Below are 13,910 nucleotides of genomic sequence, written 5' to 3'. Positions count from 1 at the left end.
CCTTTTTGACTTTCACCACAGGAGCACCCGATGTTCGAGGCGGTCGAGGAATTGATCGGCGAGCACGCCGATCTTGAGAAGAAGCTCGCCGACCCGTCGGTCCACTCCGATCAGGCCAACGCGCGCAAGCTGAACAAGCGCTACGCGGAGCTGACCCCGATCGTCGCGACCTTCCGCGCCTGGAAGCAGTCGACCGAGGACATCGAGACGGCCAAGGAGCTCGCGGCCGACGACCCCGACTTCCACGCCGAGGTCAAGGAACTGAGCGCCCAGCGCGAGGAGCTCACCGAGAAGCTCCGCCTGCTGCTCGTTCCCCGCGACCCCAGCGACGACAAGGACGTGCTCCTGGAGGTCAAGGCCGGGGCCGGCGGCGACGAGTCCGCCCTCTTCGCCGGTGACCTGCTGCGCATGTACCTGCGGTACGCCGAGCGCGTGGGCTGGAAGACCGAGATCATCGACGCCACCGAGTCCGAGCTCGGCGGCTACAAGGACGTCCAGGTCTCCGTCCGCACCAAGGGCGGCAACGGGGCGACCGAGCCCGGCCAGGGCGTGTGGGCCCGCCTGAAGTACGAGGGCGGCGTGCACCGCGTCCAGCGCGTCCCGGCCACCGAGTCCCAGGGCCGCATCCACACCTCCGCCGCCGGCGTGCTCGTCACCCCGGAAGCCGAGGAGGTCGAGGTCGAGATCAACATGAACGAGCTCCGCATCGACGTCTACCGCTCCTCCGGCCCCGGCGGCCAGTCCGTCAACACCACCGACTCGGCCGTGCGCATCACGCACATCCCGACCGGTGTGGTCGCCTCCTGCCAGAACGAGAAGAGCCAGCTCCAGAACAAGGAGCAGGCCATGCGCATCCTGCGGTCGCGCCTGCTGGCCGCCGCCCAGGAAGCCGCCGAGCAGGAAGCCTCCGACGTGCGCCGCAGCCAGGTGCGCAGCGTGGACCGGTCCGAGAAGATCCGTACGTACAACTATCCGGAAAACCGGATCTCGGACCACCGGACCGGCTTCAAGGCGTACAACTTGGACCAGGTGCTCGACGGCGACCTCGACCCGGTCATCCAGGCCTGTGTCGACACGGACTCCGCCGCCAAGCTCGCCGCCGCGCACTGAGTCCTGCCTGATTCCCGCACCACCCCCCCGTACGACAGCAGCCCGGAGGACCAGCGTGAACTTGCTGCTTGCCGAGGTGGCCCAGGCCACCCAGCGGCTGGCCGCCGCCGGCGTGCCCTCACCGCGCTTCGACGCGGAGGAGCTCGCGGCCTTCGTGCACGGCGTCAAGCGGGGGGAACTGCACCACGTCAAGGACGCGGACTTCGACGCCCGCTACTGGGAGGCCGTCGCCCGCCGCGAGGCGCGCGAGCCGCTCCAGCACATCACCGGCCGCTCCTTCTTCCGCTACCTGGAGCTCCAGGTCGGACCCGGGGTGTTCGTGCCCCGGCCCGAGACCGAGTCGGTCGTGGACTGGGCCATACAGGCCGTCCGGGCGATGGACGTCGTCGAGCCGCTGATCGTGGACCTGTGCACCGGCTCCGGGGCCATCGCCCTGGCCATGGCCCAGGAGGTGCCGCGCTCGCGCGTGCACGCCGTGGAGCTGTCCGAGGACGCCCTGCGGTGGACCCGCAAGAACGCCGAGGGCTCCCGGGTCACCGTCCACCAGGGCGACGCGCTCAGCGCGCTGCCCGAGCTGGACGGGCAGGTCGACCTGGTCATCTCCAACCCGCCCTACATCCCGCTCACCGAGTGGGAGTACGTCGCCCCCGAGGCCCGGGACCACGACCCCGAGATGGCGCTGTTCTCCGGGGAGGACGGCCTCGACACCATCCGCGGCATCGAGCGCACCGCCCACCGGCTGCTGCGACCGGGCGGGATCGTGGTGATCGAGCACGCCGACACCCAGGGCGGCCAAGTTCCGTGGATCTTCGCCGACGAGCGCGGCTGGGCGGACGCGGCGGACCACCCCGACCTGAACAACCGGCCGCGCTTCGCGACCGCCCGCAAGGCCCTGCCGTGACCCGCCCGACCCCCACCCCCGACACCACCCCGCTGCACGAGGAGGCCCGCTGATGGCCCGGCGATACGACTGCAACGACGCGACGGACCGCAAGACGGGCCTGCGCGAAGCCGCATCCGCCGTGCGCCGCGGCGAGCTCGTCGTGCTGCCCACCGACACCCTGTACGGGATCGGTGCGGACGCCTTCAGCGCCGAGGCCGTCGGTGACCTGCTCGCCGCCAAGGGCCGGGGCCGCAACATGCCCACGCCCGTCCTCATCGGCTCCCCGAACACCCTGCACGGTCTGGTCACCGACTTCTCCGAGCAGGCGTGGGAGCTCGTCGACGCCTTCTGGCCGGGCGGGCTGACGCTGGTCGCCAAGCACCAGCCGTCGCTGGCGTGGGACCTCGGCGAGACCCGCGGGACGGTCGCCGTGCGCATGCCGCTGCACCCCGTCGCGATCGAGCTGCTGACCGAGGTCGGCCCCATGGCCGTGTCCTCGGCGAACCTGTCCGGGCACCCGGCGCCCGAGGACTGCGACGCGGCGCGCGCCATGCTCGGCGATTCCGTTTCCGTGTACCTGGACGGTGGGCCGACGCCGAGCACGCTGCCGTCGTCGATCGTCGACGTCACCGGGAAGGTTCCCGTCCTGCTGCGCGAGGGGGCGCTGACCGCCGAGCAGCTGCGGGAGGTCGTACCCGATCTTGAGGTGGCTCCGTGAGCCCTCAGGGGCGTGGCATAGCAAGCGGGCCCTTTCCGGCGGCGGGTGCGGGCTCGGCCTTCCGCATACTCCACGTCAGCACGGGCAACGTGTGTCGCTCGCCCATCACCGAGCGGCTGACGCGGCACGCCCTGTCGCACCGGCTGGGCGGCATTCCGGCCGGTGACCTCATCGTGGAGAGCGCCGGTACGTGGGGCCACGAGGGCGCGCCGATGGAGGCCAACGCGGCCGCCGTCCTCGCGGACTTCGGCGCCGACGCCTCCGGCTTCACCGGGCGCGAACTGCTGGACGAGCACGTCATACGCGCGGACCTGGTGCTGACCGCCACCCGGGACCACCGGGCCCAGGTCATCTCCATGGGCCATTCCGCCGGGCTGCGGACGTTCACGCTCAAGGAGTTCACCCGGCTGGTGCGCGCCATAGACCCGGCGACGCTGCCCCCGCTGGACGACGGCATGGCGGAGCGTGCGCGCGCCCTGGTGCGGGCCGCCGCCGCGCTGCGCGGCTGGCTGCTGGCGCCCTCCCCCGACGCGGACGAGGTCTACGACCCGTACGGCGCCCCGATCACCTTCTTCCGCTCGATCGGCGACGAGATCAACCAGGCGCTGGACCCCGTGGTCACGGCCCTGACGGGCGTCACCGCCTCGCGCTGAGGGATCGACGGCCGGAGGCCGGCGCAGCGGGCCGATGCCCGCGAGGCCCCCGGGCCGAGGGGTACGAGGGGCGCGTCGGGAGCGGGGCTCAACCAGGCGCCGGCCCCCGTGGTCACGGCCCTGACGGGCGTCACCGCCTCGCGCTGAGGGCGCTTGGGCGCCGCACGTGACGGGCCGCGCCCGGGGGTGCGACCGCGCAAGGGGCGAGGTCGGCCGGGCGCGCCTACAGTGGCTGTACCCCGGTACCCCTGGAGTCCTGCCATGAGCGTCATCACGCAGCCGACGGACCTGCTCCGGCAGCAGGACCCGCAGATGGCCGACGTACTCGCGGGGGAGGCCCGGCGCCAGGCCGAGACGCTCCAGCTGAGCGCCGCCGAGAACTACACCTCCGGCGCGGTGCTCGCCGCACTCGGCTCCGCGCTCGCCAACAAGTACGCCGAGGGATACCCCGGTGCACGCCACCACGGCGGCTGCGAATACGCGGACATGGCGGAACGGATCGCGGTGGACCGGGTCAAGGCGCTCTTCGGCGTCGAGCACGCGAACGTCCAACCGCATTCCGGATCCTCCGCCGTCCTGGCCGCCTACGCCGCTCTGCTGCGGCCCGGGGACACGGTCCTGGCGATGGGGTTGGCGCACGGCGGGCACTTGACGCACGGCTCGCCGGCCAACTTCTCCGGCCGCTGGTTCGACTTCGTCGGGTACGGGGTGGACCCGGAGACCGGGCTGATCGACTACGAGCAGGTGCAGGAGCTGGCCCGGACCCACCGGCCCAAGGCCATCGTGTGCGGCTCGATCTCCTACCCCCGCCACCCCGAGTACTCGGCCTTCCGCGAGATCGCCGACGAGGTGGGCGCGTTCCTCATCGCCGACGCCGCGCATCCGATCGGGCTCGTCGCCGGAGGCGCGGCGCCCAGCCCCGTCCCGTACGCCGACGTCGTGTGCGCGACCACGCACAAGGTGCTCCGCGGTCCGCGCGGCGGAATGATCCTGTGCGGTGCCGAGTTCGCCGAGCGCGTCGACCGGGCGGTGTTCCCCTTCACCCAGGGCGGCGCCCAGATGCACACCATCGCCGCGAAGGCGGTGGCGTTCGGGGAGGCGGCCGGTCCCGCCTTCGCCGGCTACGCGCACCGGGTCGTCGCCAACGCGCGCACCCTCGCCCGGGCCCTGGAGGACCGCGGCTTCGCCGTCACGACCGGGGGCACGGACACCCACCTGATCACCGTCGACCCGGCGCCGCTCGGCATCGACGGACCGGCCGCTCGGGGCCGGCTCGCCGCCGCCGGGATCGTCCTCGACACCTGCGCCCTGCCGTACGGGGACCAGCGCGGCATCCGTCTCGGGACCGCGGCGGTCACGACGCTGGGCATGGTGGAGTCCGAGATGACCCGGATCGCGGACCTGTTCGCCGCCGCTTCGCGCGGGGACGCCACGGGGATCCGCAGTGAGGTCGCCGACCTGACCCGAGGATTTCCCCCGTACGGGGCGTAACCGGTACAAGCAGGGTGTACCGCAACCGGGGAGGGGTCCTGGTGCGTCCTCATCAGCGGTGACATCGAGGCTAATGTGTGGGGCTGAGATGGCCGGCGATACATCTGGGGCAGCCCGTGCGTGAATATCTGCTGACGCTTTGCGTCACGGTCGCGGTGACCTACCTGCTGACCGGGCCCGTGCGGAAGTTCGCGATCGCGGCCGGGGCCATGCCGGAGATCCGTGCCCGTGACGTGCACCGCGAACCCACGCCCCGCCTGGGCGGGATCGCCATGTTCGGCGGCCTCTGCGCGGGACTGCTGGTCGCCGACCACCTGCGCAACCTCAACGGCGTCTTCGAGCTGTCGAACGAACCGCGGGCGCTGCTCTCCGGAGCGGCGTTGATCTGGCTGGTCGGCGTGCTGGACGACAAGTTCGAGATCGACGCCCTCATCAAGCTCGGCGCGCAGATGATCGCCGCCGGCGTGATGGTCATCCAGGGTCTGACGATCCTGTGGATCCCGGTCCCCGGCATCGGCACGGTCGCGCTCACCCAGTGGCAGGGCAACCTGTTGACCGTCGCGCTCGTCGTGATCACCATCAACGCGGTGAACTTCGTGGACGGCCTCGACGGCCTGGCCGCCGGCATGGTCTGCATCGCCGCCACGGCGTTCTTCCTCTACGGGTACCGCATCTGGTTCGGCTACGGCATCGAGGCGGCCGCCCCGGCGACGCTGTTCGCGGCCATCCTGATGGGGATGTGCATCGGCTTCCTGCCGCACAACATGCACCCGGCCCGCATCTTCATGGGCGACTCCGGCTCGATGCTCATCGGCCTGGTGCTGGCCGCCGCGGCCATCTCCATGACGGGTCAGGTCGACCCCGACGCCATGGCCCTGTTCGCGGGCGGCGAGCGCAACGCGACGCACGCGATGCTCCCGGTCTTCATGCCGCTGCTGCTGCCGCTCACCATCATCGCGATCCCGATGGCGGACCTGATCCTGGCCATCGTCCGGCGCACCTGGAACGGTCAGTCCCCGTTCGCCGCCGACCGCGGACACCTGCACCACCGGTTGCTGGAACTCGGGCATTCCCACAGTCGCGCCGTACTCATCATGTACTTCTGGTCGGGCCTGATCGCATTCGGGGCGGTGGCCTACTCGGTGCACTCGACCTCGATGTGGATCGTCCTCGCGATCTCCGCCCTGAGCGCCCTGGGCCTCGTCCTGCTGCTCCTGCCGCGGTTCACGCCGCGGGCCCCGCGTTGGGCGGAGGGCCTCGTCCCGCCCCGCTACCGGCACGCGGCCCGGGCCGCCGAGGCCGCGGCGGAGGCCGCCGTACGGGAGGACGAGGGTGCGGAGCCGCAGGCGCCGCGGCCCGTCGCCGTCGGGGTCTCGGGCGTCAACGGGGCGACTGCCGTAGGCCCCCGTTCGCGCCTTCCCGACCGGCGTAAGGCCGGATCCGCCCGCTGACCGGTCGGGCACATGTCCGACATGGAAGCCCTTTACCAGACAACCTGCCACCCTGTCCTGCACACACGCGCAGGGTCACTCTCATGTGTGACAGTCAGCACACCGGACAGGTAAAGCTCTCATCAAATAGTTTGTGATACCGTTCACTAAACCCGGCGACAGAGCCGAAGGACCGTAGTGCGACGGTCCATTGGCCCGAGGCACTCACTCGGCCCGGGCTTACGCTCGTCCCGTACGAGTCCCGTTACCCCCACCATCACGCGGAGCCATGCGCCATGCTGTCCGATGACGCCCGATCCCTTCTGCAAACCGTTGTGCCCACCGCTGCCGTCGGCGTCATCGCCGCAGTTGTCAGTGGCGTGGTCGCGGGCGGCAAGGGGGCGATCGGCGCGATCGCGGCCACGATCGTCGTGATTTTGTTCATGGGTATCGGATTCGTCATCCTGCAGCGGACGGCACGATCGCTGCCGCATCTCTTCCAGATGATGGGTCTGGCGCTCTACACGACCCAGATCCTGCTGCTCTTCGTCTTCGTCGCCGTGTTCCAGAACACGACGCTGTTCAATCCCAGGGCATTCGCGATCACCATCGTCGCGGCGACCCTTGCTTGGATCGCCGCGCAGACGCGCGCGCACATGAAGGCCAAGATCCTTTACGTCGAGCCCGAGTCCGCGAAGCGTGACAAGGGTGAGAAGCCCAAGAACACGGGGTCCTCGTCGTGAACGGTAGGGGCGGAATAAGTGCGCGTTCGAGATGCTGCTATCGTCCGGTGCCAACTGCGGCATCGCGGGCGCAGGCAGCTGAGCTGACGCCTGCTCAATCGCGAGGCTCACTGCCTGCAAGCCGCCCCCACATCCGTAAGACCAGTCCCGTGCCGAACCGCGGCTGTGCGCCGCGCCGACACAACGAGGTTGCCGTACCTATGCGCCACGCTGAAGGAGCCCGCGGTGAGTGCTGACCCGACGCAGGTGCTCGCCTTCGAGACCGATTGCCACATCTTCGACGGCTGTGGCTTCCCGGCTCCTGGCCTGCACTCGTTCCTGTTCGAGCCGATCTTCGGCGACATGGACGGAGCCGTCTACTTCAACAAGACGATGCTCCTGGCCCTGCTCGGAACCGTCATCATCGTCGGCTTCTTCTGGGCCGCCTTCGCCAAGCCGAAGGTCGTTCCCGGGAAGCTCCAGATGGTCGCCGAAGCCGGCTACGACTTCGTGCGCCGCGGCATCGTCTACGAAACGATGGGCAAGAAGGAGGGCGAGAAGTACGTCCCCTTCATGGTCGCGACGTTCTTCTTCGTCTGGATCCTGAACCTCTGGTCGATCATTCCGCTCGCCCAGTTCCCGGTGACCTCGGTCATCGCGTACCCGGCCGGTCTGGCCCTCGTCATCTACGTCATGTGGATGTCGGTCACCTTCAAGCGCCACGGCTTCGTCGGCGGCCTGAAGAACCTCACGGGCTACGACAAGTCGCTCGGCGGGATCCTGCCGCTGGTCATGCTGATCGAGTTCTTCTCGAACGTGATCGTCCGGCCGTTCACGCACGCGGTCCGTCTCTTCGCGAACATGTTCGCGGGTCACACCCTGCTGCTGCTCTTCACGATCGCCAGCTGGTACCTGCTGAACGGCATCGGCATCGCCTACGCCGGCGTGTCCTTCGTGATGGTCATCGTGATGACCGCGTTCGAGCTCTTCATCCAGGCTGTCCAGGCCTACGTCTTCGTGCTGCTGGCCTGCAGCTTCCTCCAGGGCGCCGTCGCCGAGCACCACTGACCGCCCCACCCCCAAACCACCAGTCGTCCGGTGGCCAACCCCCACCGGTCCATGAAAGAGAAGGAAGAACCGGCATGTCCGCTCTCCAGACCCTCGCTGCTGGCGTCGAAATCAAGGGCAACCTCGGCTCCATCGGCTACGGCCTCGCGGCCATCGGCCCCGGCGTCGGCGTCGGCATCATCTTCGGTAACGGCACCCAGGCGCTGGCCCGCCAGCCCGAGGCCGCCGGCCTGATCCGCGCCAACCAGATCCTCGGCTTCGCCTTCTGTGAGGCGCTCGCCCTCATCGGTCTGGTCATGCCGTTCGTCTACCCGACCTCCTGATCCCGGTAGCGAACAGACCCTTTAGACGGAAGGCACTGATGTGAACCCTCTGGTTCAGCTCGCGGCCACTGAGGCGGAAAACCCCCTCATCCCGCCGATTCCCGAGCTTGTCATCGGCCTGATCGCCTTTGTCATCGTCTTCGGTTTCCTCGCGAAGAAGCTGCTCCCGAACATCAACAAGGTTCTGGACGAGCGTCGCGAGGCCATCGAGGGTGGCATCGAGACGGCCGAAGCGCTTCAGGCCGAGGCTCAGAGCGCGCTGGAGCAGTACAAGGCCCAGCTCGCCGAAGCCCGGCACGAGGCCGCGCGCCTGCGCCAGGACGCGCTGGAGCAGGGCACTGCGCTCAAGGAAGAACTGCGCGCAGAAGGCCAGCGGCAGCGTGAGGAGATCATCGCTGCCGGTCACGCCCAGATCGCGGCGGACCGCAAGGCCGCTGCGCAGGCGCTGCGTCAGGACGTGGGCAAGCTCGCCACCGACCTGGCCGGAAAGCTCGTCGGCGAGTCCCTTGAGGACCACGCCCGGCAGAGCCGCACCATCGACCGTTTCCTCAGCGAGCTTGAGGAGAAGGCAGCGTCGACTGGGGCTGCCCGATGAACGGAGCGAGCCGCGAGGCGCTTGCCTCCGCGCGCGAGCGTCTCGACGCGCTGACGGACAACACGTCCGTCGACGCGGCGAAGCTTGCCGGTGAGCTGGCTGCCGTCACCGCGCTGCTCGACCGTGAGGTCTCGCTGCGTCGGGTCATCACGGACCCGGCGCAGTCCGGCGAGGCCAAGGCCGAGCTGGTCGGTCGTCTGCTGGCGGGCCAGGTGGGCGGGGAAACCCTCGACCTGGTGTCCGGTATGGCGCGGTCGCGCTGGTCGCAGTCCCGTGACCTGGTGGACGCGCTGGAGGGGCTGGCGGCTTCCGCCGACCTCACCGCGGCCCAGCAGGGCGGCGCGCTCGACAACGTCGAGGACGAGATCTTCCGCTTCGGTCGGATCGTCTCCTCGAACACCGAGCTGCGTGCGGCGCTGACCGACCGCGCGGCCTCCGCCTCCGCCAAGAGCGAGCTGCTGCGCAGCCTGCTCGGCGGCAAGGCGAACGCCGTCACCGAGCGGCTGGTCACCCGTCTTGTCACGCACCCGCGTGGACGTAGCCTGGAAGCGGGACTCGAATCCCTTTCCACGCTCGCCGCCGAGCGCCGCAGCCGCATGGTCGCCACCGTGACCAGCGCGGTTCCGCTCAGCGACGCGCAGAAGCAGCGTCTCGGCGCGGTGCTGGCCAAGCTGTACGGCCGCCAGATGCACCTGAACCTCGACGTGGACCCCACGGTCCTCGGCGGGATCACGGTGCGGGTCGGCGACGAGGTGATCGACGGAACCATCGCGGACCGTCTCGCCGAGGCGTCCCGCCGCATGGCCGGCTGACCAGCCACCAATAGAACAACGCATTCCTAGCGGCCCGGTTGGGCCGTGCAGAACTTGCAGAAGATTCCTGGGGGTCGCCCCCAGACCCCTAAGAAGCTTCAGGCCCAACAAGGAGAGCAGGGAACCCAGATGGCGGAGCTCACGATCCGGCCGGAGGAGATCCGGGACGCACTGGAGAACTTTGTCCAGTCGTACCAGCCGGACGCGGCCTCGCGCGAGGAGGTCGGAACGGTCAGCGTTGCCGGCGACGGCATCGCGAAGGTGGAGGGCCTGCCCTCCGCCATGGCGAACGAGCTGCTGAAGTTCGAGGACGGCACCCTCGGTCTCGCCCTCAACCTCGACGAGCGCGAGATCGGCGCCGTCGTCCTCGGCGAGTTCAGCGGTATCGAGGAGGGCCAGCCGGTGCAGCGCACCGGTGAGGTGCTCTCCGTCGGCGTCGGCGAGGGCTACCTCGGCCGCGTCGTCGACCCGCTCGGCAACCCGATCGACGGTCTCGGCGAGATCGCGACCGAAGGCCGTCGCGCCCTGGAGCTTCAGGCCCCGGGCGTCATGGTCCGTAAGTCGGTGCACGAGCCGATGCAGACCGGCTACAAGGCGATCGACGCCATGGTGCCGGTCGGCCGTGGTCAGCGTCAGCTGATCATCGGTGACCGTCAGACCGGCAAGACCGCTCTGGCCGTCGACACGATCATCAACCAGCGCGACAACTGGCGCTCGGGCGACGTGAACAAGCAGGTCCGCTGCATCTACGTCGCCATCGGCCAGAAGGGCTCGACCATCGCGTCCGTTCGCGGCGCCCTGGAAGACGCCGGCGCGCTGGAGTACACGACGATCGTCGCCGCCCCGGCGTCCGACCCGGCCGGCTTCAAGTACCTGGCGCCGTACACCGGTTCCGCCATCGGTCAGCACTGGATGTACGCCGGTAAGCACGTCCTGATCATCTTCGACGACCTGTCGAAGCAGGCCGACGCCTACCGCGCCGTGTCGCTGCTGCTGCGCCGCCCGCCGGGCCGCGAGGCCTACCCGGGCGACGTCTTCTACTTGCACTCCCGTCTGCTGGAGCGCTGCGCGAAGCTCTCCGACGACATGGGTGCCGGTTCGATGACCGGTCTTCCGATCGTCGAGACCAAGGCGAACGACGTGTCGGCGTTCATCCCGACCAACGTCATCTCCATCACCGACGGCCAGTGCTTCCTGGAGTCCGACCTGTTCAATGCGGGCCAGCGCCCGGCGCTGAACGTCGGTATCTCGGTCTCCCGCGTCGGTGGCTCGGCCCAGCACAAGGCCATGAAGCAGGTTTCCGGCCGTCTGCGCCTGGACCTCGCCCAGTACCGCGAGCTGGAGGCGTTCGCCGCCTTCGGTTCCGACCTGGACGCCGCGTCGAAGGCCTCGCTGGAGCGCGGCAAGCGTCTGGTCGAGCTGCTGAAGCAGGGCCAGTACCAGCCGATGCCCGTCGAGGAGCAGGTCGTCTCCGTCTGGGCCGGCACCACCGGCAAGATGGACGACGTCCCGGTCAACGACATCCGTCGCTTCGAGTCGGAGCTGCTGGAGCACCTGCGCCGCGAGCGCAAGGACCTCCTCACCTCCATCGCCGACGGCGGCAAGATGTCGGACGACACCCTGACGTCGATCGCCGACGCCATCGCCGGCTTCAAGCAGCAGTTCGAGACCTCGGACGGCAAGCTCCTGGGCGAGGACGCGCCGGCCGTCAACGTCTCCAAGTGACGACGGAAGGGACCTGACTCATGGGAGCGCAGCTCCGGGTCTACAAGCGTCGCATCCGTGCCGTCACGGCGACCAAGAAGATCACCAAGGCGATGGAAATGATCGCCGCCTCGCGCATCGTCAAGGCGCAGCGCAAGGTGGCGGCATCGATGCCGTACGCGACCGAGCTCACCCGTGCGGTGACCGCGGTGGCCACCGGCTCGAACACCAAGCACGCCCTGACCACCGAGGTCGAGGCGCCGGCGCGTGCCGCGGTCCTGCTCGTCACGAGCGACCGCGGTCTGGCCGGCGGCTACTCCTCCAACGCCATCAAGCAGGCGGAGCGGCTCACCGAGCGGCTGCGCGGCGAGGGCAAGGAGGTCGACACGTACATCGTCGGCCGTAAGGGTCTGGCCTACTTCGGCTTCCGCGAGCGCAAGGTCGCGGAGTCGTGGACCGGCTTCACCGACAGCCCGGCCTACGCCGACGCCAAGCGCGTCGCGGGGCCGCTGATCGAGGCCATCCAGAAGGACACGGCCGAGGGCGGCGTCGACGAGCTGCACATCGTCTACACGGAATTCGTGTCGATGATGACGCAGAACGCGGTCGACGGCCGGATGCTGCCGCTCAGCCTCGACAAGGTCGAAGAAGAGTCCGGTGCGAAGGGCGAGATCCTTCCGCTGTTCGACTTCGAGCCGTCGGCGGAGGACGTCCTCGACGCCCTTCTGCCGCGCTACGTCGAGAGCCGCATCTACAACGCACTGCTGCAGTCGGCCGCTTCCGAGCACGCCGCCCGCCGCCGCGCGATGAAGTCGGCGACCGACAACGCCGGAGATCTCATCAAGAGCCTCTCCCGGCTTGCCAACGCGGCCCGCCAGGCCGAAATCACCCAGGAAATCAGCGAGATCGTCGGTGGCGCCAGCGCCATGGCCGACGCGACCGCGGGGAGTGACAAGTAATGACGACCTCTGTTGAGACGGCCGCCGCCACGGGCCGCGTCGCCCGGGTCATCGGCCCGGTCGTCGACGTGGAGTTCCCCGTCGACGCGATGCCCGACATCTACAACGCGCTGAAGGTCCAGGTCGCCGACCCGGCCCAGGACGGTGCGCTCAAGACGCTGACCCTCGAAGTCGCCCAGCACCTGGGTGACGGCGTGGTCCGCACGATCTCCATGCAGCCCACCGACGGTCTGGTCCGCCAGGCCCCGGTGACCGACACGGGCGAGGGCATCACCGTCCCCGTCGGTGACTTCACCAAGGGCAAGGTGTTCAACACCCTCGGTGAGGTGCTGAACTACCCGGAGGAGAACGCCAACGTCACCGAGCGTTGGCCGATCCACCGCAAGGCCCCGCGCTTCGACGAGCTTGAGTCGAAGACGGAGATGTTCGAGACCGGCGTCAAGGTCATCGACCTTCTCACCCCGTACGTCAAGGGTGGAAAGATCGGTCTGTTCGGTGGTGCCGGTGTCGGCAAGACCGTTCTGATCCAGGAAATGATCTACCGCGTCGCCAACAACCACGACGGTGTGTCGGTCTTCGCGGGCGTCGGTGAGCGTACCCGTGAGGGCAACGACCTCATCGAGGAAATGGCCGACTCGGGCGTCATCGACAAGACGGCCCTCGTCTTCGGTCAGATGGACGAGCCCCCGGGCACCCGTCTGCGCGTCGCGCTCGCCGGTCTGACCATGGCGGAGTACTTCCGCGATGTGCAGAAGCAGGACGTGCTGTTCTTCATCGACAACATCTTCCGGTACACCCAGGCGGGTTCCGAGGTGTCGACCCTGCTCGGCCGCATGCCCTCCGCGGTGGGTTACCAGCCGAACCTGGCCGACGAGATGGGCCTCCTCCAGGAGCGCATCACCTCGACCCGTGGTCACTCGATCACCTCGATGCAGGCGATCTACGTCCCCGCGGACGACCTGACCGACCCGGCGCCGGCGACCACCTTCGCCCACCTCGACGCGACGACGGTTCTTTCCCGTCCGATCTCCGAGAAGGGCATCTACCCGGCCGTGGACCCGCTGGACTCGACGTCCCGCATCCTCGACCCGCGGTACATCGCGGCGGACCACTACGCCACGGCGATGCGCGTCAAGGGGATCCTGCAGAAGTACAAGGACCTCCAGGACATCATCGCGATCCTCGGTATCGACGAGCTGGGCGAGGAGGACAAGCTCGTTGTCCACCGTGCCCGTCGCGTCGAGCGCTTCCTGTCGCAGAACACCCACGTGGCGAAGCAGTTCACCGGTGTCGACGGCTCGGACGTTCCGCTCGACGAGTCGATCACCGCGTTCAACGCGATCTGCGACGGTGACTACGACCACTTCCCCGAGCAGGCGTTCTTCCTGTGCGGTGGCATCGAGGACCTGAAGGCCAACGCCAAGGAGCTGGGCGTCTCCTAG

General features: G+C 69.0%; 14 protein-coding genes. All 14 read left to right on the top strand.

Features of this window, described 5'->3' with window-relative positions:
- Positions 1–30: 30 nt before the first annotated feature.
- The 14 genes from prfA to atpD all read left to right on the top strand — a co-directional run bounded on the left by prfA (position 31) and on the right by atpD (position 13,910).
- On the top strand, positions 31–1,110 hold the full coding sequence (gene prfA, locus ACZ58N_RS04150; protein ID WP_471155392.1) for a peptide chain release factor 1: 1,080 nt from the start codon (positions 31–33) through the stop codon (positions 1,108–1,110).
- Between the two features lie 55 nt (positions 1,111–1,165).
- Entirely contained in the window at positions 1,166–2,011 is an 846-nt protein-coding gene (prmC, locus tag ACZ58N_RS04145) for a peptide chain release factor N(5)-glutamine methyltransferase (RefSeq protein ID WP_471155390.1), read from the top strand.
- 52 nt (positions 2,012–2,063) lie between these two features.
- Positions 2,064–2,711: an L-threonylcarbamoyladenylate synthase gene (locus ACZ58N_RS04140; RefSeq protein ID WP_079429782.1), complete on the top strand. Its 648-nt coding sequence runs from the start codon at positions 2,064–2,066 to the stop codon at positions 2,709–2,711.
- A complete protein-coding gene (locus tag ACZ58N_RS04135) occupies positions 2,708–3,364 on the top strand; it encodes an arsenate reductase/protein-tyrosine-phosphatase family protein (protein ID WP_471155387.1) in 657 nt (218 codons plus the stop codon). The genes ACZ58N_RS04140 and ACZ58N_RS04135 overlap by 4 nt, the downstream gene beginning before the upstream one ends.
- 261 nt (positions 3,365–3,625) lie before the next feature.
- On the top strand, positions 3,626–4,855 hold the full coding sequence (locus ACZ58N_RS04130) for a serine hydroxymethyltransferase (protein ID WP_471155385.1): 1,230 nt from the start codon (positions 3,626–3,628) through the stop codon (positions 4,853–4,855).
- Between the two features lie 104 nt (positions 4,856–4,959).
- Complete coding sequence (locus tag ACZ58N_RS04125; RefSeq protein ID WP_471156527.1) at positions 4,960–6,306, top strand: MraY family glycosyltransferase; 1,347 nt, start codon at positions 4,960–4,962, stop codon at positions 6,304–6,306.
- Between the two features lie 275 nt (positions 6,307–6,581).
- Positions 6,582–7,028, top strand: a complete 447-nt coding sequence (locus ACZ58N_RS04120) for a hypothetical protein (protein WP_385572379.1) — start codon at positions 6,582–6,584, stop codon at positions 7,026–7,028.
- A gap of 210 nt (positions 7,029–7,238) precedes the next feature.
- Positions 7,239–8,075, top strand: coding sequence for a F0F1 ATP synthase subunit A (gene atpB, locus ACZ58N_RS04115; RefSeq protein WP_281209087.1), 837 nt, complete (start codon positions 7,239–7,241; stop codon positions 8,073–8,075).
- Positions 8,076–8,149: 74 nt separating this feature from the next.
- Complete coding sequence (locus tag ACZ58N_RS04110) at positions 8,150–8,398, top strand: ATP synthase subunit c family protein (RefSeq protein WP_030008695.1); 249 nt, start codon at positions 8,150–8,152, stop codon at positions 8,396–8,398.
- 40 nt (positions 8,399–8,438) lie between these two features.
- Complete coding sequence (locus tag ACZ58N_RS04105; RefSeq protein ID WP_471155383.1) at positions 8,439–8,993, top strand: F0F1 ATP synthase subunit B; 555 nt, start codon at positions 8,439–8,441, stop codon at positions 8,991–8,993.
- The gene (locus ACZ58N_RS04100; RefSeq protein ID WP_471155380.1) at positions 8,990–9,805 is read left to right on the top strand and encodes a F0F1 ATP synthase subunit delta; all 816 of its coding nucleotides are present in this window, start codon (positions 8,990–8,992) and stop codon (positions 9,803–9,805) included. The genes ACZ58N_RS04105 and ACZ58N_RS04100 overlap by 4 nt, the downstream gene beginning before the upstream one ends.
- A 129-nt stretch (positions 9,806–9,934) precedes the next feature.
- Entirely contained in the window at positions 9,935–11,530 is a 1,596-nt protein-coding gene (gene atpA / locus ACZ58N_RS04095; RefSeq protein ID WP_281209072.1) for a F0F1 ATP synthase subunit alpha, read from the top strand.
- 20 nt (positions 11,531–11,550) lie between these two features.
- The gene (locus ACZ58N_RS04090; RefSeq protein ID WP_471155378.1) at positions 11,551–12,468 is read left to right on the top strand and encodes a F0F1 ATP synthase subunit gamma; all 918 of its coding nucleotides are present in this window, start codon (positions 11,551–11,553) and stop codon (positions 12,466–12,468) included.
- On the top strand, positions 12,468–13,910 hold the full coding sequence (gene atpD / locus ACZ58N_RS04085; protein ID WP_471155375.1) for a F0F1 ATP synthase subunit beta: 1,443 nt from the start codon (positions 12,468–12,470) through the stop codon (positions 13,908–13,910). The genes ACZ58N_RS04090 and atpD overlap by 1 nt, the downstream gene beginning before the upstream one ends.

The organism is Streptomyces sp. NPDC040432, from assembly GCF_055595445.1.
The sequence above is the reverse complement of the archived record's forward strand: the minus strand, read 5'-3'. Positions and strand labels throughout refer to the sequence as shown.